The 19,587-nt window shown below is 67.4% G+C and carries 15 protein-coding genes and 1 tRNA gene; 10 read left to right on the plus strand and 6 right to left on the minus strand.

Annotated features, from left to right (window positions below):
• Positions 1-55: 55 nt before the first annotated feature.
• The 3 genes from ACP69S_RS15310 to ACP69S_RS15320 all read left to right on the plus strand — a co-directional run bounded on the left by ACP69S_RS15310 (position 56) and on the right by ACP69S_RS15320 (position 4,507).
• Positions 56-2,320 (plus strand): beta-glucosidase, encoded by a 2,265-nt coding sequence (locus ACP69S_RS15310; RefSeq protein WP_425998627.1) that lies wholly within the window; start codon positions 56-58, stop codon positions 2,318-2,320.
• Positions 2,321-2,472: 152 nt separating this feature from the next.
• The gene (locus ACP69S_RS15315) at positions 2,473-3,333 is read left to right on the plus strand and encodes a fumarylacetoacetate hydrolase family protein (protein WP_425998628.1); all 861 of its coding nucleotides are present in this window, start codon (positions 2,473-2,475) and stop codon (positions 3,331-3,333) included.
• 253 nt (positions 3,334-3,586) lie between these two features.
• Positions 3,587-4,507, plus strand: a complete 921-nt coding sequence (locus tag ACP69S_RS15320; RefSeq protein WP_425998688.1) for a Gfo/Idh/MocA family protein — start codon at positions 3,587-3,589, stop codon at positions 4,505-4,507.
• Between the two features lie 24 nt (positions 4,508-4,531).
• Here ACP69S_RS15320 and ACP69S_RS15325 read toward each other — a convergent pair whose 3' ends face one another.
• Positions 4,532-5,416 (minus strand): copper resistance protein B, encoded by an 885-nt coding sequence (locus ACP69S_RS15325; RefSeq protein WP_425998630.1) that lies wholly within the window; start codon positions 5,414-5,416, stop codon positions 4,532-4,534.
• On the minus strand, positions 5,413-7,131 hold the full coding sequence (locus tag ACP69S_RS15330; RefSeq protein ID WP_425998632.1) for a copper resistance system multicopper oxidase: 1,719 nt from the start codon (positions 7,129-7,131) through the stop codon (positions 5,413-5,415). The genes ACP69S_RS15325 and ACP69S_RS15330 overlap by 4 nt, the downstream gene beginning before the upstream one ends.
• A 48-nt stretch (positions 7,132-7,179) precedes the next feature.
• Between ACP69S_RS15330 and ybaK the strand changes: the two genes are divergently transcribed.
• The 3 genes from ybaK (at position 7,180) to ACP69S_RS15345 (ending at position 9,459) form a co-directional block, all read left to right on the plus strand.
• Complete coding sequence (gene ybaK / locus ACP69S_RS15335) at positions 7,180-7,653, plus strand: Cys-tRNA(Pro) deacylase (protein WP_425998634.1); 474 nt, start codon at positions 7,180-7,182, stop codon at positions 7,651-7,653.
• A gap of 60 nt (positions 7,654-7,713) precedes the next feature.
• Positions 7,714-7,790: transfer RNA gene (locus ACP69S_RS15340), tRNA-Met, on the plus strand.
• A 1,336-nt stretch (positions 7,791-9,126) separates the two neighbouring features.
• On the plus strand, positions 9,127-9,459 hold the full coding sequence (locus ACP69S_RS15345) for a hypothetical protein (RefSeq protein WP_425998636.1): 333 nt from the start codon (positions 9,127-9,129) through the stop codon (positions 9,457-9,459).
• A 146-nt stretch (positions 9,460-9,605) separates the two neighbouring features.
• Here the strand turns inward: ACP69S_RS15345 and hutC are convergent, their stop codons facing one another.
• Together hutC and ACP69S_RS15355 are read right to left on the minus strand one after the other, a co-directional pair.
• On the minus strand, positions 9,606-10,316 hold the full coding sequence (hutC, locus tag ACP69S_RS15350; RefSeq protein ID WP_425998637.1) for a histidine utilization repressor: 711 nt from the start codon (positions 10,314-10,316) through the stop codon (positions 9,606-9,608).
• A complete protein-coding gene (locus tag ACP69S_RS15355) occupies positions 10,313-11,701 on the minus strand; it encodes a formimidoylglutamate deiminase (protein ID WP_425998639.1) in 1,389 nt (462 codons plus the stop codon). Before ACP69S_RS15355 ends, hutC begins: the two co-directional genes overlap by 4 nt.
• A gap of 73 nt (positions 11,702-11,774) precedes the next feature.
• Between ACP69S_RS15355 and hutI the strand changes: the two genes are divergently transcribed.
• Genes hutI through hutU form a run of 4 tightly spaced genes read left to right on the plus strand, consistent with a single transcriptional unit; the run spans position 11,775 to position 16,985 of the window.
• Positions 11,775-12,980 (plus strand): imidazolonepropionase, encoded by a 1,206-nt coding sequence (hutI, locus tag ACP69S_RS15360; RefSeq protein ID WP_425998641.1) that lies wholly within the window; start codon positions 11,775-11,777, stop codon positions 12,978-12,980.
• Positions 12,981-12,982: 2 nt separating this feature from the next.
• On the plus strand, positions 12,983-14,515 hold the full coding sequence (gene hutH / locus ACP69S_RS15365) for a histidine ammonia-lyase (RefSeq protein WP_425998690.1): 1,533 nt from the start codon (positions 12,983-12,985) through the stop codon (positions 14,513-14,515).
• The gene (gene hutG / locus ACP69S_RS15370) at positions 14,512-15,333 is read left to right on the plus strand and encodes an N-formylglutamate deformylase (RefSeq protein ID WP_425998643.1); all 822 of its coding nucleotides are present in this window, start codon (positions 14,512-14,514) and stop codon (positions 15,331-15,333) included. The genes hutH and hutG overlap by 4 nt, the downstream gene beginning before the upstream one ends.
• Entirely contained in the window at positions 15,330-16,985 is a 1,656-nt protein-coding gene (hutU, locus tag ACP69S_RS15375; protein ID WP_425998645.1) for a urocanate hydratase, read from the plus strand. The genes hutG and hutU overlap by 4 nt, the downstream gene beginning before the upstream one ends.
• Positions 16,986-17,153: 168 nt before the next feature.
• Here hutU and ACP69S_RS15380 read toward each other — a convergent pair whose 3' ends face one another.
• On the minus strand, positions 17,154-18,704 hold the full coding sequence (locus tag ACP69S_RS15380; RefSeq protein ID WP_425998647.1) for a glycine betaine ABC transporter substrate-binding protein: 1,551 nt from the start codon (positions 18,702-18,704) through the stop codon (positions 17,154-17,156).
• Entirely contained in the window at positions 18,697-19,500 is an 804-nt protein-coding gene (locus tag ACP69S_RS15385) for an ATP-binding cassette domain-containing protein (protein WP_425998649.1), read from the minus strand. The genes ACP69S_RS15380 and ACP69S_RS15385 overlap by 8 nt, the downstream gene beginning before the upstream one ends.
• Between the last annotated feature and the right edge of the window lie 87 nt (positions 19,501-19,587).

The raw sequence follows: 19,587 nt of genomic DNA on the forward strand, positions 1-19,587 counted from the left end.
CCTTGCCTTCGAGCCGATAACGGCCGGCGGCCCCTTACAAGAGTACGGAGGAAACATGAACCGGCAGACATTCCAGGGCCTGGCCCTGGCGCTGATGATCGGCGCGTCCACGACCGCCCTGAACGCTCAGGCCCAGGCAGTGAAGAAGCCCGCGCCTGCAGCCGCCAAGGCCGGCCAGCCCTGGCTGAACTCCAAGCTCGATCCCGATATCCGCGCCGACCTGGTCGTCAAGGCGATGACGCAGGACGAGAAGCTGACGCTGGTGTTCGGCTATTTCGGCGCCGACATGAAGCCCAAGTACGAGCGCATCGACGGCTCGCTCCCCGGTTCGGCCGGCTATGTGAAGGGCATTCCGCGCCTGGGTATCCCCGCGCAATGGGAAACCGACGCCGGCGTCGGCGTGGCTACGCAAGGCAGCGCCAAGGAATTCCGCGAACGCACCGCCCTGCCCTCGGGCATGGCCACCACCGCCACCTGGAACCCGGAGCTGGCCTATAAGGGCGGCGCGATGATCGGGTCGGAGGCCCGCAATTCCGGCTTCAACGTCATGCTGGCCGGCGGCGTCAATCTGGTTCGTGAGCCGCGCAACGGCCGCAACTTCGAATATGGCGGCGAAGATCCGCTGCTGGCCGGCATGATGGTGGGGGCGCAGATCAAGGGCATCCAGTCCAACCACATCGTCTCGACCATCAAGCACTACGCCATCAACAACCAGGAGACCGGCCGCTTCGTGCTCAGCGCCAATATCGGCGACGCCGAGGCCCGCACCTCCGACCTGCTAGCGTTCCAGATCGCGATCGAGGCCTCCGATCCGCACTCGGTGATGTGCGCCTATAACCGCATCAACGCCGTCTATGCTTGCGAGAACGACTGGCTGCTCAACACCGTCCTGAAGAAGGACTGGGGTTACAAGGGCTATGTGATGTCCGACTGGGGCGCGGTGCATTCCGGCTCCAAGGCAGTCAATGCGGGCCTCGACCAGCAGTCGGCCGGTCGCGCCTTCGACAAACAGGACTTCCTGGGCGAGGTGCTGAAGGCCGATCTGGCCAGCGGCGCCGTCAGCGGGGCGCGTCTCGACGACATGGCCCGCCGGATCACCCGCTCGCTGTTCGCCAGCGGCGCGGTCGATCACCCGGTCAAGATCGCCCCGATCAACCTGAAGGCAAATGGCCTGATCAGCCAGGCCGACGCTGAAGAGGCGATGGTCCTGCTGAAGAACGACAAAAATCTTCTGCCTTTGGCCAAGACCGCGAAAACCATTGCGGTAATCGGCGCCCATGCCGATGTCGGCGTGCTGTCAGGCGGTGGCTCGTCGCAAGTCTATCCGGCCGGGGGTCGCGCCGTGCAAGGTTTGCTGCCCGCAACCTGGCCAGGCCCGGTGATCTATTATCCGTCGTCGCCGCTGAAGGCGCTGCAGAAGCGCTTCCCGAACGCCAAGATCAACTTCGCCGACGGCAAGGACCCGGCCGTCGCCGCCGCTCTGGCCGCCGCCAGCGACTTGGCCATCGTCTTCGCTGACCAGTGGACTACGGAGTCGGAAGACGTCTGGACCCTGAACCTGCCCAAGAATCAGGACACCACCATCGCGGCTGTCGCCAAGGCCAATGCCAGGACGGTGGTCGTGCTGGAAACCGGCGGCCCTGTCGTGATGCCCTGGCTGAACGACGTCGGGGCTGTGCTGCAGGCTTGGTACCCCGGCACCAACGGCGGCGAGGCCATCGCCCGCGTGCTGACCGGCGAGGTCGATGCTTCCGGCCGCCTGCCCGTCACATTCCCCCAAAGCGTAGCGCAACTGCCGCGTCCCAAGCTGGACGGTGATCCCAAGACGCCGGACGCCTGGTTCGACGTCGATTACAAGATCGAAGGCGCGGCCGTTGGCTACAAGTGGTTCGACCTGAAGAAGCTCGAGCCGCTGTTCCCGTTCGGCTACGGCCTGTCCTACACCAAGTTCGCCTATTCGAACCTGGCGGCCTCGGAGAAGAACGGCGTCGTCACTGTCAGCTTCGACGTCAAGAATGTGGGCGACCGGGCCGGCAAGGACGTGCCGCAGGTCTATCTCGCGCCCAAGGCCGGCGGCTGGGAAGCGCCGCAGCGCCTGGGCGGCTTCAAGAAGGTCTCGCTCGCTCCGGGCGCCAGCACCAAGGTGACGGTCACCGTCGATCCGCGCCTGCTATCGACCTGGGATGGCAAGGCCCATGGCTGGTCCATTGCGGCCGGCGACTATGCGGTCTCGGTCGGCGCCTCGTCGCGCTCCCAGTCGGCGACCTCCACCGTGTCGCTCAAGGCCCGGGCCCTGCCGGTCTCACCGCTCGCCAGGTAGCAGCACCCAAAACTCAGTTTACCCCGTGCAAACTTGGGAGCGTCGTCCTCGGACGGCGCTCCCTTTTTCTTGGCTCTGGCCGCACAATCTCTAGTAGATGCATGCTCCATCGCGGCCGGGTCCGCTCCCGCTGACTTCCCGAAGGCGCAGTCATGAAACTCCTCCGCTACGGCCCGAAGGGCTCCGAGAAGCCCGGCCTGCTCGACGCCGAGGGCCATATTCGCGACCTGTCGGGCCACGTCGCCGACATCACCGGCGCGGTCCTCTCGCCCGAAAGCCTCAAGGCCCTCGCCGCTATCGATCCTGGGACCCTGCCGCTGGTCGAGGGCTCGCCTCGCTACGGCGTGCCGGTCGATGGGGTGAGCAAGTTCATCGCCGTCGGTTTGAACTTCGCCGACCACGCCGCCGAGTCGAACCTGCCGATCCCGGAAGAGCCGGTGCTGTTTACGAAGGCCGTCAGCTGCCTGACCGGCCCCAATGACCCGGTGATGATCCCCAGGGGCTCGGTGAAGACCGACTGGGAAGTCGAACTGGGCGTCGTGATCGGCTCGCGCGCCCGCTACGTGGATGAAGCCAGAGCTCTCGACCATGTGGCCGGCTATGTGCTGATCAACGACGTCTCCGAACGCGCCTTCCAGATCGAACGCGGCGGCACCTGGGACAAGGGCAAGGGCTGCGACACGTTCGGCCCGGTCGGCCCCTGGATCGTCACGCGCGACGAAGTCGGCGACCCGCAGAACCTCTCCATGTGGCTGGACGTCAACGGCCAGCGCAAGCAGGACGGCTCGTCCAGCACCATGATCTTTCCGATCAGCAAGCTCGTTGCGTATATCAGCGAGTTCATCACCCTGGAGCCCGGCGACCTGATCACCACGGGCACACCGCCCGGCGTCGGCATGGGTCAGAAGCCGGAAGCGGTTTATCTGAAGGCCGGCGACGAGATCCGCCTGGGTATCGACAAGCTGGGCGAGCAACGCCAGATGGTCATCGCCTGGACTGCGGAAGGCCAATGATCGCCAACCTGTGCGACATATTATCCACGCCATTGCCCTCGTGGCCGACGCACCGCAATGCTGGGCCATCGATAGGTCCCCACCGTCGGTACCCGCTGGCCGGGGATGCGTTACTTTCCCCGGCCAGCACTCATTCCCCTCAAATTTCGACGCCACCACCGTGATCGGGAGCCTCGCACCTGCGTGAAATCGCTTGGCGCCTTTCATTTGTACGATAATAGACCGACAAGAGTCAGGGAGTGGCAGAGTGAGCATCATCAGGGTCGGGATCGTCGGCGTCGGCAAGATCGCCCGGGATCAGCACATCCCCGCCATCGCGGCCGATCCGGGCCTGGAACTGGTCGCAGTCGCCAGCCGCAGCCACGCCGATGTCGGTGTCCCGGCCTTCGGATCGCTGGAGGAGATGCTCGACCAGGGTCCCGAGCTGGACGCCATCGCCCTCTGCACCCCGCCTCAGGTGCGCTGGCAGACCGCCGTGACCGCCCTGCGGGCCAGCAAGCATGTCTTCCTGGAAAAGCCGCCCGGTGCCACCGTGGGCGAGGTCCGCGACCTGTCGGCCCTGGCCGCCGAGCAGGACGTCACCCTGTTCGCCAGCTGGCATTCCCGCTTCGCCGCCGGTGTGCCCGCCGCCAAGGCCTGGCTGGCCGCCAACACCATCCGCACAGTCGACATCCAGTGGCGCGAGGACGTTCGCCGCTGGCACCCCGGCCAGACCTGGATCTGGGAAGCCGGCGGCCTGGGCGTCTTCGACCCCGGCATCAACGCCCTGTCGATCCTGACCGAGATCATGCCCCGCGAGGTGTTCGTCACCGATGCGCGCCTGCAGGTCCCGGAGAACGTCCAGTCGCCCGTCGCGGCGCACCTGGCGATGACCGACATCGATGGCACGGCGATCACCGCCGACTTCGACTTCCTGCAGACCGGGCCGCAGACCTGGGACATCACAGTCACAGCTGATGAGGGCATGCTGCGACTGTCCAGCGGCGGGGCCATCATCGAAATCGACGGCAAGCCCGTGGTCCAGGCGGCGGACGCGGAGTATCCGGGGCTCTACAAGCGTTTCGGCCAGCTGATCGGGGCGGGCAAGTCGGAGGCTGACGTGAGGCCGCTAGCCCTGGTGGCCGATGCGTTTCTCGTCGGGACGCGAGAGCTGGTCAAGGCGTTTATCGAGTAGCGTTTCGGGCGACCGGGACATCTCCTAGAACCACGCCCTCACCCCGAACACCACGCTGGTCTCGCCCGTCCGTTCGCCGACCGCGCGGGCCAGGTCGGCGGCCTCGCCGAAGGTCCGATGGCGCAGCACGCCGACATAGGGCGCGAACTCGCGGCGGATCTCGTAGCGCAGGCGCAGGCCCAACTCCGCGTCGCTGCCATCCTCGGCGAGGTTGGTCTCGACCTTCGACTGCAGGATCAGCCGGGTCGTCAGGCGCAGGTCGTGCGAGGCCTCGACCCGGGCTGACAGGTCGCCGCGATCCGACAGGAAGGCCGCCGCTTTGGTCTCGATCCAATACGGCGCGAGTCCCTCAACGCCCAGGGTGGCGTAGGTGCGGCCCTTGGGCTCGAGATCGACGCGCAAACCTGCCTCGAGGTCGAAATAGGGACCGATCGGTCTGGCGTGCAGCGCCTGAAGTTCGGCGCTCTCCCAGCCGTGGCCGTCGACGTGCTCGCCCCGCGCCTTGACGACCCACTTGCCGAAGTCGTCGCCGAACCAGCCTTCGCCCTCGAAGGCCGACGCGTCAGGACCCTTGCGCGCGCGTCGCTCGGCCTGATCGCCCAGCACCATCCAATAGCTTTCGCCGCCATGCTCCTGACGCAGTACGGCCCGGGCTCGCGCCATGTCCGACGCTGGATAGAAGCGCTCGGCGGCGTGGTCGGTCGGAGGCGGTGGCGCGACGCCCACGGTGCCGGGACTGACCGGCGGCATGGAATGGCCGGCGTGCGGATCAACTGGCGCAGGAGGCGGCGGCATCTGATGACCCGCATGCGGATCGACCGGCGCAGCTTGCTCGACCGGAGGGGGCGGCGTCATCTGGTGATGCTCGTGCTGCATCAGGGCCAGGGCCAACAGCAGGGCCGCGCTCATGCCGGAGCCTCATCGAGCGGCCGGACGGTGACGACGTTGAACATCCCCGCGTGCATGTGCATCAGCATGTGGCAGTGGAAGGCCCAGTCGCCGGGCTCGTCGGCGGTCAGGTCGAAGGCCACCTTGCCGCCCGGCGCGACATTGACCGTGTGCTTGCGCGGCTGCCGACCCTCATGACCGTTCACCACCTCGAAGAAGTGGCCGTGCAGGTGAATCGGATGGGCCATCATCGAGTCGTTGACCAGCAGCACCCGCGCCCGCTCGTCGCGCCGGAAGGCGATGGGCGTCTTCAGCGGGCCAAACGCCTCGCCGTCGAAGGCCCACATGAAGCGCTCCATATTGCCGGTCAGGTGAATCTCGACCGTGCGGCCGGGCGGACGCGGGTCGGGATTGGGGTCCAGCGCGACGAGGTCGGTATAGACCAGCACCTTGTGGCCGACGCCCTCAAGCCCCTGCGGCGGCTCGCCCAGGCGGTCCATCGGCATGGGCGAGATCGTCTGGACGCCGGGCCCCAGCTTCACGCCCGGCGCATTGGCGCCATCGCGCATGTCCATGCTCATACCGGACATGTCGTGGCCGGCATGGGCGGACATATCCATGCCCATGTCCTTCATCGTCGCCAGCGGACGAGCGCGCAAAGCCGGAACCGGCGCGCTCATGCCCAGGCGCGGGGCCAAGGTTCCGCGCGCCATCCCCGAACGATCGGAGGCCTCGGCGACCAGAGTGAAGGCGCGGTCCTCGGCCGGCTTGACGATGACGTCATAGGTCTCGGCCGGCGCGATCTGGAATTCCTCGACGCTCACCGGCCGGACGTTCTGACCATCGGCCTGGACCACGCTCATCGTCAGGCCCGGGATGCGGACATTGAAGATCGTCATGCCGCCGGCGTTGACGAAGCGCAGCCGCACCCGCTCGCCGGGCGTGAACAGGCCCGTCCAGTTGTCGCCCGAACCCTGGCCGTTGATCAGGTAGCGATAGGTCGAGCCCGTGACATCGAGGATGTCGGTCGGGTCCATCCGCATCTTCGACCATTCGACGCGATCCTTCAGCGACTGGTCGCGACCGGCCAGCAGCCCGGCAACCGTCTGCTTCTGGTCATTGAAATAGCCGGCCTGAGCCTTCAGCTTACGCATCAACTGGTGCGGATGCAGGAAGCTGTAGTCCGACAGCACCACCACATGCTCGCGGTCATAGGCGACAGGATCGGGCGTCGCTGGGTCGATGACGATGGGGCCATAGACCCCCTCCTGCTCCTGCATGCCCGAGTGGCTGTGGTACCAGTAGGTCCCGGCCTGCCGGACCTTGAACTCGTAGACGAAGGTCTCGCCCGGCTTGATACCCGGAAAGCTGACGCCCGGCACGCCGTCCATCTGGAACGGCACCAGCAGGCCGTGCCAGTGGATCGAGGTATCCTCGTCCAGCGTATTGGTCACCGACAGGCGAACGTTCTGGCCCTCCTTCAGGCGGATAAGCGGACCGGGCACGGTTCCATTGAGCGCGATGGCGTGGCCCGCCTTGCCATCGACCGTCATCGGCGCATGGCCGATGGACAGGCGGATGTCCTCGCCGCTCAGCACCTCGGGCGCCTTGCCGGTTCCCGCGCGCGCCCAGGCGGGCAGCAGCGCGCAAAGGCCCAGTCCCGTCGCGGCGGCGAGCATCTGACGGCGGTCGAGGGCCTGCATAACGGTCACGTCTCCGGTTCGGACCCTGAACATCACGCGCCCGGCTCCACACCTTGGTACATCTGGGATATCACCCTGCCCATGTCCAGAAGCACGCCCGCTACAATCGCCCTGGCCAAGGCCGGGGTCGCCTTCGAACTCCGCACCTATGACTATGATCCGGGGTCGGAACGTGTCGGGCTGCAGGCGGCCGAGGCGATGGGCGAGGATCCGGCGCGGGTGCTGAAAACCCTGGTCGTTCTGCTCGACGGCAAGCCGGCCTGCGTGGTGCTGCCCTCGGACAAGGAGGTCAGCATGAAGAAGCTGGCAGCGGCTTTGGGCGGCAAGTCGGCGGCGATGATGCCCGTGCCCGACGCCGAGCGGATCACCGGCTACAAGGTCGGCGGCGTCAGCCCGTTCGGCCAGAAGAAGCGGATGCCGACGGCGGTCGAGGGAGCCGCCCTCGCCCTGCCCTACGTGTTCGTGAACGGCGGCCAGCGCGGCCTGCAGATGCGCCTGACGCCCGCCGACCTGGTCGCGGCCCTGGACGCGAACGCGGCGTCTATTGTGGCTTGAACAGGGTCGCTTGAAATCCCGCGCGCTTCTCGCCTATAAGCCCCGCTCCCGTCCTGGTGCGGTTGGGTAGCTCAGATGGTTAGAGCGGTGGATTCATAACCCACAGGTCGGCGGTTCGATCCCGCCTCCAACCACCAGGACGGATTTCCCAAGCTCCTGACTTAGCCGTCGTTCCGCCGATGAATGCGGGCGGCTGTCTGCTCGGCGGTGGCGCAGACATAACTTCTCAGCCTCACGCGGAAAACCGCTGAGTTAGTCGGGGAGGCGCGAAGCGGCCGGGGCGACCCCGGATGACCGTGATGTGTTTTTTGCGTTTCGGTTCGACCTGTCCGCTTCGCCAAGCTGTTCTTGACCGTGAGGATCGGGGCACACGAGCGTGAGTTTCAGCTCTGATTCCCAATTAACCCCCGGACGGGCGCGCATCTCGTCGATCGGCTATCCGTCTCGACGCCGACGATGTGCGATAGGCGGCTTCTGACCCCCGCCCTCTTCAACCCGCGCTCGCTCGGCCGACAAGCCACTCAGCATCCGGTCCGTCCTTCTGAGACAGCCCGCACACCTCGACCCACCGTCCAGGGCGTCGCGGCCCCGCTCAGCTTCATCACCCGTCGCCGCATCAGGCCGGTACCAAGCGCCCTCCCCCTGCGACGGGGACAAGAAGCAGTATCCATCAGGTTTTGGAGCGGGGGATACAGAAGGGCGAGAAATCTTCAAGTCATTGATTTCGCTGATTTCGATTCGCTGAACGCAGAGGATAGAGCGCGAAATCCTCATTGAAGGGCTGTGCTACCGCACAAGACCAAAAGCGGTTGTCATCCCGGACGAGCGCGCAGCGCGAAGATCCGGGACCGACGCCTGAACGCCGCGCTTCCGGCGGTCCCGGCCCTCCGCTTCGCTGCGGCCGGGATGACAAGCTTAGTTAGTTGTCGAAAACGCCTTCGCGCCGAAGGGAGCCATCCTTACATCTCACGGCGAGATGATCGCCGGTCTGTCCAGGAGATTTAAGGATGAGCGGGACGAGAGGCGTCCGCTTATGGGCAGGTTGGAGATCTTCTGAAAGGCATGAAAGTATCAGGCGAGCCACTGATCCAGCCTCTGAGGTGCTGCCTTGATTGTGATCTATCTCGATGACAGCGGAGAGGCGGCGGACCCCTTCGTCACCCTTGCGGGATATCTGGCGACGACGACTGAATGGGATTAATTCGAGGCCGAGGCACGTGCGTACCTTGAAGCTTTCGGCATTGACCACCTGCATACGGTCGATCTGCACAAGCGGCGGAAAGCTTTCGACGGATCGCAGCGTGAAAAGGTACGCGAGTTTGCCAATGGGCTGTTCGCGATCCTCGGAAAGTATTCCGTCGTCGGTGTATCGTTCTCGGTCTTCAAGGAAGTGTTCGACGCCAAGCGCGTGGACCTAAAAAGCGTGAGGGCGCGGCAACGACATTCTGTATCAAGGGGATCATTACCCGGCTGTTGAACAACCCCGCCGTGGTTGAAGTTCTCAAGTGGGACAATGTGGATATCTCGATAGTGCTCGAGAAAGGCAATCGCCATGATCAGGCGATTGTGAAGGAGTTCGAGAGAATTTCGGCGCTGGATTGCCGGTTCAAGTCGATTGCGTTGGCAGACAAGAAGAGCGCTGTCGCACTCCAAGTTGCCGACTTCCTTGCCTATTTCAATCGCCGGCTCCTATGTTTGGATAGGAGCCACCCACGATATGGAGACGAGAAGGCGTTCTTCGATGAAATCATCAAGAACGTGGTGAACCACGACTTGTTCGTGGCAACCGATTTCCACTTTAGATGAGCCGGACAAGAAGGGTGGCGAGAAATAGTGGCGCGCGAATGACACTGCAATGATCAGGACCGAATGGCCTCTATCCACCCGTTCCCCACGCCCCGAAAGTCCCGGACTGGCCTGCCGTAAGAACATGATCAGTCAGCGGAAGCCGCCTAAGTCCCCGGCCCGAACCGCGCCACCAGGTCATAGGCCTCGCCCGGAAACACCTGCCGGACGCGAGTGACGTGCTCGCCGGCGCGCCAGGTGCGGCGATCGACGACGAGGCAGGCCGCTCCTTCGTCGAGGTCGAGCAGGGCGGCGACCTGCGCGTCGGCGTTGACGGCGCTGATGCGGCTTTCGGCTTCGGTCCAGGCCACATGTTCCAGCAGCCACGCGCCCGGCGGCGCAGCCGAGAAGTCGGCCGCAGCGGCGTCCGGCGCGGTCTTCAGGCTGATCAGGCGGCGCTCCAGGGCGAAGGGCCGGCCGCCGGCGTCGTGGACGCCTTCCAGCTCCAGCAGCTTGCCGCCCGCCGCCAGTTCGCGTTCGTCGGCGCTGCCCCGCGCGGCGCTGCGCACATGGCTCGACAGCAGGCGAAAGGCGTAGGCCTCGCCGCGCGACAGGATGGCCGACTGGATGTCGGGGATGTTCAGCACCGGGGCATGCACCTTGGGCCGGGCCACGAACGAGCCGGCCCGCTTGCGGCGCACGATCAGGCCCGCCTCGACCAGAGCTGCCATGGCCTTGCTGACCGTCATGCGGGCGCAGCCATATTGCGCCATCAGCTCGGTCTCGAACGGCACGCGGTGGCCCGGCGGCCACTCGCCCGAGCGGATGCGGTCCTCGATATCGCCGCGAATGCGCTGGTGCAGAGGGAGCGAGGTCACGCCAGCAGGGCCTTCAGGGTCTGGCGATAGCGGGCGGCGACCGCCTCGCGGGCGTGGTGGCGGCCGCCCTCGACCACCTGCCGGCCCTGCCGCCAGACGGTGTCGATCGCGCCATGGCGGCCGGCGAAAACGAGGCTGTCGATCAGGGTGTCGCCCTCGCGCCCGATCAGGGCCGGATGTTCGCGATCCAGGGTGATGAAGTCGGCCGCCGCGCCGCGCTTCAAGCCGCCTCGCCCCGCGCCGAGGGCCTGGGCGCCGCCTGCACAGGCGCCGCGCCACAGCTCGCCGCCGGTCGAGCGCCGGGGTCCGCCGGCCAGCACGTTGCGGGCGCGGCGGGTCAGGCGCTGGGCGTATTCCAGCGCCCGAACTTCCTCGGCCGCGTCGATCAGGATGTTGGAGTCGGTGCCGAGGCCAAACGCCCCGCCGGCCGCCAGATAGTCGTGGGTCGGGAAGACGCCGTCGCCCAGATTGGCCTCGGTGACCGGGCACAGGCCCGCCACGGCGCCGCTCCTGGCCAGGCGCTCGGTCTCCATGGCGTTGATGTGGGTGGCGTGGATCAGGCACCAGCGCTTGTCGACCGGGGTGTGGTTCATCAGCCAGCGGACCGGGCGCTGGCCTGTGGCGGCCAGGCAGTCGTCGACTTCCTTGGTCTGCTCGGCCACGTGCATGTGGATCGGGCCGTCGCCGGCCAGGGGCAGGATGGCGTCCAGCTCCTCGGCGGTGACTGCCCGTAGGCTGTGGGGCGCGATGCCGACCACCGCGTCGGGGGTTCCGGAGACGATCTCACGGCAGCGCTCCACCAAGCGGGCGAAGCTATCGACGTCGTGGATGAAGCGCTTTTGCCCGTCTGTGGGTGGCGCGCCGCCGAAGTTGGAATGGGCGTAGAACACCGGCAGCAGGGTCAGGCCGATGCCCGTTTCGTCCGCCGCGGCGGCGATCCGCACGGCCATCTCGGCGGGGTCGTCATAGACACCGCCCGACGGGTCGTGGTGCAGATAGTGGAACTCGCCCACCCGGGTGAAGCCACCCTCCAGCATCTCGATCTGGCCCATGGCGGCGATGGTTTGCACGTCGTCTGGACCCAGGCGGCCCAGGAACCGGTACATCACCTCGCGCCAGGTCCAGAAGTTGTCGCCTGTCTCGCCCCGCGCCTCGGCCAGGCCCGCCATGGCCCGCTGGAAGGCGTGGCTGTGGACATTGGCCAGACCCGGCAGGGCCGCGCCCAGGCGGATGGCGTCGCCGGCCGGGACGTCGGTGTCGATGCGGGCGATGCGGCCCTCCGACAGGGTCAGCCTGACGCTCCGCGCCCAGCCGTCGGCCAGCAGCGCGCTCTCGCACCACACGACGGTCGCCCCTGTGTCCGCTGAATTGTGCGTGTCGGTCACTGGACAGGGCTCCTCGATTGCTAATATGTCTATACATATTGAAGACGGCCGCAAGAGAGGGAGGGCGGGCGGAATGCGTTGCGACACCCTGTGGATAAGTTGCCGTCTCGCCACCCTGGATCCGGCGCGCGAGGGCCTGGGAATCGTCGAGCGCGGCGTGATCGCCGCCCTTGATGGGCGCATCGTTTATGCCGGTGAGGCCGCCGAGGCGCCTGTCTTCGAGCCCGACCAGACCATCGATTGCGAAGGCCGCTGGATCACGCCCGGACTGATCGATCCGCACACCCATCTGGTCTTCGCCGGCGACCGCGCCCACGAGTTCGAGCTGCGGCTGGCCGGCGCTTCCTATGAAGAGATCGCCTTGGCCGGGGGCGGCATCGTCTCGACCATGACCGCCACCCGCGCGGCGTCGGAAGACGATCTGGTCCTCGCCGCCCTGCCCCGCCTGGACGCGCTGATCGCCGAGGGCGTCACGACCGTCGAGATCAAGTCGGGCTATGGCCTGTCGCTGGACGACGAGCTGAAGTGCCTACGCGCCGCGCGCGCCCTGGCCGACTGCCGCTCGATCGACATCCGCACCACCCTTCTGGGCGCCCACGCCCTGCCGCCGGAGTTCAGGGGCGATCCCGACGGCTATATCGATCTGGTCTGCAAGCAGATGATCCCCGCCGTGGCCGACGCGAAGCTGGCCGACGCGATCGACGTCTTCTGCGAAGGCATAGGCTTCACCCCGGCCCAGACGCGCCGTGTGTTCGAGGCCGCCCACGCCCGGGGCCTGAAGATCAAGGTCCACGCCGAACAGCTGTCGAACCAAAACGGCGCGGCCCTGGCCGCCGAGTTCTGGGCGCTCTCGGCCGATCATCTGGAGCATCTGGACGCGGCCGGGGTCGAGGCCATGGCGGCCGCCGGTACAGTCGCCACCCTGCTGCCCGGCGCCTTCTATTTCACGCGGGAAAACAGGCTGCCGCCGATCGTGGCCCTGCGCGCCGCCGGCGTGCCGATGGCCCTGGCCACTGACTGCAATCCCGGCACCTCGCCCCTGACCTCGCCCCTGCTGGTCATGAACATGGCCGCGACCCTGTTTCGGATGACCGTCGAGGAGTGCGTCGCCGGCGTCACCCGCGAGGCCGCCCGGGCGCTCGGTCTGCTGGCCGATCGCGGCACATTGCAAGCCGGCAAGGCCTGCGATCTCGCCATCTGGGACATCGAGCGTCCCGCCGAACTTGTCTATCGCATGGGCTTCAACCCGCTCCATGCCCGCGTCTGGAAGGGTCATTGACCATGGTTGTTCTGCATCCCGGCGAGGTCTTCCTCCTCGAATGGAAGAAGGTCTATCGCGGCGCTCCGGCCCGATTGCACGACAATGCCTGGCCGGTGATCGAGGCCAGCGCCAAGGCGGTCGAGCGCATCCTGGCCCGGCATGAACCGGTCTACGGGATCAATACCGGTTTCGGGAAGCTGGCCAGCGTCCGCATCGGCGACGAGGATCTGGAGAGGCTCCAGCGCAATATCGTGCTGTCCCACGCCGCCGGCACGGGCGAGCCCTCGCCCGTTGCGGTGATCCGCCTGATGATGGCCCTGAAGCTGGCTAGCCTCGCCCAAGGCGCGTCGGGCGTTCGGACCCCGACCGTCAAGCTGCTGGAGGCCATGCTGATCCAGAACCTGACGCCGGTGATCCCCTGCCAGGGCTCGGTCGGCGCCTCGGGCGATCTGGCGCCGCTGGCTCACATGGCCGCGACCATGATCGGGGTCGGCGCGATCTTCGTCGACGGCGTCCGCACCCCCGCCGCCGATGCCCTGGCCGACGCCGGCCTCGCGCCGCTGGTGCTGGGACCCAAGGAGGGCCTGGCCCTACTGAACGGCACTCAGTTCTCCAACGCCAACGCCCTGGCCGCCTTGTTCGAGGCCGAGCTGCTGTTCCAGTCAGCCCTGGTCACCGGCGCCCTGTCGACCGAGGCCGCCAAGGGCTCTGACACCCCGTTCGACCCGCGCATCCACCTGCTGCGCCGCCATGTGGGGCAGATTGAGACCGCCGCCGCCCTGCGCGGGCTGATGGCCGGCTCGGCCATCCGCGCCTCGCACCTTAAGGAGGACGAGCGGGTTCAGGATCCCTATTGCCTGCGCTGCCAGCCCCAGGTGATGGGCGCTGCGCTGGATGTGCTGAAACAGGCGGCGACCACCCTGGCCACCGAGGCCAATGGCGTGTCGGACAATCCGCTGATCTTCCCCAGCGACGTCGAAGGCGGCGACGAAGCACTTTCTGGCGGCAACTTCCACGCCGAGCCGGTGGCCTTCGCGGCCGACATGATCGCCCTGGCCATCTGCGAGATCGGCTCCATCGCCGAGCGCCGCATCGCCATGCTGGTTGACCCGGCGCTGTCAGGTCTGCCGGCCTTCCTGACGCCCAAGCCCGGCCTTAACTCCGGCTTCATGATCCCGCAGGTCACCGCCGCCGCCCTGGTGTCGGAAAACAAGCAGAAGGCCTATCCGGCCAGCGTCGACTCGATCCCCACCTCGGCTAATCAGGAAGACCACGTCTCGATGGCCGCCCACGGCGCCCGGCGCCTGCTGGCCATGGTCGAGGCCGCCACAGCGGTGATCGGCATCGAGCTGCTGGCGGCGGCGCAAGGCTGCGACTTCCATGCGCCGCTGAGGTCGAGCGAGGTGCTTGAGGCTGTCCGGGGACTGGTGCGCAAGCAGGTGCCCCACCTCGACGACGACCGGCACTTCCACCCCGACATGGAAGCCGCCAACCTGCTGGTCCGCTCCGGCGCGGTGATCGCGGCGGCGAGTGATTTGCCGGGGGTGGTGTGATGTCATGGCTCCAGATCACGCGCGGCGAGGCCCCGCTGATCGTCAGCCTGCCGCACACCGGCACCGAGATCCCGCCGGAGATCGAGGCCGGGCTCGTCTCGCCTTGGCTGGCCCGCAAGGACGCCGACTGGTGGGTGGACAGGCTCTATGACTTCGCGGCAGATCTCGGCGCCACCGTGATCCGCACGGCGATCTCGCGCACGGTCATCGACGTCAACCGCGACCCGTTGGGCGCCTCGCTCTATCCAGGCCAGGCGACGACCGAGCTTTGCCCGACCACGACGTTCGACGGCGAGCCGCTCTATCGCGATGGCCAAGCGCCGGATGCGGCCGAAATCAACCGTCGGCGCGCCGCCTTCTTCGATCCATATCACGCTGCCCTGGCCGCCGAGATCGCCCGGCTATGCCAAGCCAATGACCGCGTCGTTCTCTACGAGGCCCACTCGATCCGCTCGCTCGTGCCGCGCCTGTTCGACGGCGAGCTTCCCCGGTTCAACCTCGGGACCAATAGCGGCGGCAGCTGCGACCCGGTCATGACGGCTGTGGTCGAGGCGGCCTGCGACGCCTCGGGCCTGAGCCGCGTCACCAACGGCCGCTTCAAGGGCGGCTGGACCACGCGGCGCTATGGCCAGCCGGCTCAGGGCGTCCACGCCATCCAGATGGAACTGGCCTGCCGGGGCTACATGGACGACCCGGCCGAGACACCGACGCCCAAGACCTGGCCCGCCCCCTTCCGGCCCGACCAGGCTGCGCCGATGCGCGCGGTTCTGGGGAACGTCCTTTCGGCCTGCATCGCCTTCGCGAGAACCCCAGCATGACCCGCCGCGACAACACCCGCGTCATCCGCGCGGCCACCGGCACCGAACTCAGCGCCAAGTCGTGGCTGACCGAGGCCCCGCTGCGGATGCTGATGAACAACCTGCATCCCGATGTCGCCGAGCGGCCGGAGGAGCTGGTGGTCTATGGCGGCATTGGCCGGGCGGCGCGCCACTGGGAGAGCTTCGACAAGATCGTCGAGACCTTGCGCCGGCTGGAGGATGACGAGACCCTGCTGGTTCAGTCCGGCAAGCCGGTCGGCGTCTTCCGCACCCATGTCGATGCGCCCCGGGTGCTGATCGCCAATTCCAACCTGGTGCCGCGCTGGGCGACCTGGGAGCATTTCAACGAGCTCGATCGCAAGGGCCTGGCCATGTACGGCCAGATGACCGCCGGCTCGTGGATCTATATCGGCGCCCAGGGCATCGTTCAGGGCACCTATGAGACCTTCGTCGAGATGGGCCGCCAGCACTATGCCGGCGACCTGTCGGGCAAGTGGCTGCTGACAGCGGGCCTGGGCGGCATGGGCGGGGCCCAGCCCTTGGCGGCGGTGATGGCCGGGGCCTCGTGCCTGGCCATCGAGTGCCAGCCGTCGCGCATCGAGATGCGACGACGCACCGGCTATCTGGACAGGTCGACCGACAGTCTGGACGAGGCCCTCGCCTGGATCGAAGCAGCCACGAGCCCGATCTCGGTCGGCCTGCTGGGCAACGCCGCCGAACTGCTGCCCCAGATGTTCCGGCGCGGCATCCGCCCAGACCTGCTGACCGACCAGACCAGCGCCCACGATCCGATCAACGGCTATCTGCCGGCCGGCTGGAGCCTGGAGCAGTGGGCCGCCGCCAAGGAGCGCGATCCGGAAAGTGTCAACCGCGCCGCCCGCGCCTCGATGGCGGTCCACGTCCAGGCCATGCTCGACTTCCAGGCCGCCGGCGTTCCCACGGTCGACTATGGCAACAACATCCGCCAGATGGCGCTGGAGGAAGGCGTCGCCAACGCCTTCGACTTCCCGGGCTTCGTGCCGGCCTATATCCGCCCGCTGTTTTGCCGGGGGATCGGACCGTTCCGCTGGGTGGCCCTGTCGGGCGATCCGGAGGACATCGCCCGCACCGACGCCAAGGTGAAGGAACTGATCCCCGACAATCCGCACCTGCATAACTGGCTCGACATGGCGGCACGGAGGATCAAGTTCCAGGGCCTGCCCGCTCGCATCTGCTGGGTCGGCCTGGGCGATCGCCACCGCCTGGGCCTGGCCTTCAACGAGATGGTCGCCTCGGGTGAGCTGAAGGCCCCCGTCGTCATCGGCCGTGATCACCTGGACAGCGGCTCGGTCGCCTCGCCCAACCGCGAGACCGAGGCGATGAAGGACGGCTCGGACGCCGTGTCGGACTGGCCGCTATTGAACGCCCTGCTCAACACGGCCTCGGGCGCTACCTGGGTGTCGCTGCACCATGGCGGCGGAGTCGGCATGGGCTTTTCTCAGCACGCCGGCATGGTCATCGTCGCCGACGGCACCGAAGCCGCCGCCAAGCGGCTGGCCCGGGTGCTGTGGAACGACCCCGCGAGCGGCGTGATGCGCCACGCCGACGCCGGGTATGAGATCGCCCTCGATTGCGCGAGAGAGAGGGGTCTGGACCTGCCGGGGATACTTTGAACTCTGGCCTCCCGCCTTACAAACTCCGCTCTCCCCGGCGAAGGCCGGGGCCCAGATCGAACCCCGGGAAGCCGAACTATCTGGCGCGGCTCGACCTCGAATCATCCCCAGACGCTCAGGCTGAATCTGGGCCCCGGCCTTCGCCGGGGAGAGCGGGTTTAGTAGGTTCTATTTGCCCTCCAGCATCTTCGCCGCATGCGCCGCGCTGAGCTTTCCGGTGTCGCGATCCACGGCGTAGTTGGCGGCCTGCATCCTCTTCACGTCGATGCTCCCTGCCAACGGCTCTAGCGCCGAGACAAGCCGCGTGTCCGCCGCCCTCTGGGGCGAGATCAGGATCACCGCATCATAGGGCGGCAGCGCGCCCTTGGGGTCGCCCAGCAAGACCAGATCATCGGCCGCGATCCGCCCGTCGCTGGAGAAGGCCGAGATCACATCGGCCTCGCCGGACGCCAGGGCGCGGTACATGAAGGTGGGCTGGAACTGGCGGCGGGCCTTGAATTTCAGGCCATAGGCCTGCTCGACGCCAGTCCATTCGGGGCGGGAGAAGAACTCCAGGTCGCCGCCCATGGTCAGGTTCGAGCCCCTGGCGGCGAGGTCGGCCAAGGTCCTGATCCCCAGGGCCTCGGCGCGGTCGCGGCGCATGGCCAGGGCATAGGCGTTTTCGAAGCCCAGAGCGGCCAGCAGCACGACACCGTCGCGATCCTTCAGGCCGGTCCGAAGCTGATCGAGCACCGCCGCGCGGCCGGGGTTGTCGCGCCGGCCCAGCACATTGGCCCAGAGCGTGCCGGAATAATCGACATAGGCGTCGATCTCGCCGGCCGCGAGGGCGCGATAGGCGACCGCCGAGCCCAGATTGATGCGTCGCTCGACCCGCGCGCCGCGCGCCTCCAGCCTGCTGGCCATCAGTTCGGCCAGCACATATTGCTCGGAGAAATTCTTGGCGCCGATCACATAGCTAGGCTTGCCTTTGATGAAGTAACCCCCGGTCAGCGGCGCCAAAGCCACGACGAGGCCGAGGGCGAGACCCGCGGCGCCGGCGATCCAGCGGTTCTTGTCGCGCCGGCCGACGCCGCTCTCGATCAGGCCCAGCAGTTGGTCCACGACCATGGCCAGCACTGCCGAGGCCGCGCAGCCGACCAGAACCGCCACCCAGTCCTCGGTCTGAAGACCGGAGAAGATGTAGTCGCCCAGCGAGGTCTGGCCGACGGGGGTCGAGAGAGTCGCCGCGCCGATGGTCCACACCGCCGCTGTCCGCACCCCGGCCATGATCACCGGCAGCGCCAGGGGCAGTTCTACGCGCCACAGCCTTTGGCCGTCGGTCATGCCAACGCCGCGCGCCGCCTCGACCACGGCGGGATCGACGCCCGTCAGGCCCGCCGCCGTGTTCCGCAGGATGGGCAGCATTGAATAGAGGGTCAGGGCCAGCAACGACGGCAGGAAGCCCAAGGCCGAAAAGCCATGGCCCAGCACCCGTTCGGACAGGCCCGACAGCAGCAGGAGCAGCGGAAAGAACAGGGCCAGCAGGGCGAGGCTGGGAATGGTCTGGACCAGACCGGCCACTGACAGCGACAGCCAGCGCAGCCGTGGATGGCGCGCGGCCAGCACGCCGAGCGGCAGGGCGATCAGCAGGCCGAGCGCCAGCGACGCCGCCGACAGGGCCACGTGCCAGCCCAGCCGCTCGGGCAGCAGGGCCAGGGCCTGATGCAGGCGATCATCCACGAGCGCCGCCTTTCTGGGCCAGATTCGCCAGCTTTTCGGCCTGGCGGCGCGGGGCGTCGATCAGGGCCGTGACACGGGAATCGGCGTGAGCGCCAGCCAGCAAGGCTGTGGGTGTGGCGTCGGCGACGATCTCGCCTCCCTGGGGTCCGGCCGCCATGACCACGATCCGGTCGGCCGTCAGCAGGGCCTCGCCGACATCGTGGGTGACCATGACGGTGGTCAGGTTCAGGGCGTCGTGCAGGCGGCGGACGTCTTGCGCCAGGGCCACGCGGGTCACCGGATCCAGAGCGCCGAACGGCTCGTCCATCAGCAGGATCGACGGCTCGGCCGCCAGGGCGCGGGCGACGCCGACCCGCTGGCGCTGGCCGCCGGAAAGCTCGGCCGGCAGGCGCGGGGCGACCTCGCGGGGGAGAGCGACCAGGTCGAGCAAGGTCGCCACCCGCGCGGCGATCCTGTCGGCCGGCCAGTCGAGCAGGCTCGGCGTAATCCCGATGTTCTGGGCCACGGTCATGTGGGGAAACAGGCCCACCTCCTGAAAGACATAGCCGACGCGGCGACGCAGGGCCGGACCGGGCTGTTCGGCGACGTCCTGCCCATCGATCAGCACCCTCCCGGTCGTCGGCACGATCAGGGCGTTAATGGTCTTGAGCAGGGTGGTCTTGCCCGCCCCCGATCCGCCCACCAGGGCGACGAACTGGCCCCTGTCGATGCTCAGGCTGGCGCCCGTCAGCACCGGCGCGCCATCATAGGTCTTGCCGATCTGGTCCAGGACGATGAGGGCGGGTGGGGCGGTCATGCGATCTCCGGCGGCGCGCCCCACCCTCGCCCGGATCGCGGCCGACGGGAAGCTTGGGTGCGACATGGCGGCGCGCGGCGAATGTCG

The organism is Caulobacter sp. DWR1-3-2b1, from assembly GCF_049895765.1.
Lineage (GTDB): Bacteria > Pseudomonadota > Alphaproteobacteria > Caulobacterales > Caulobacteraceae > Caulobacter.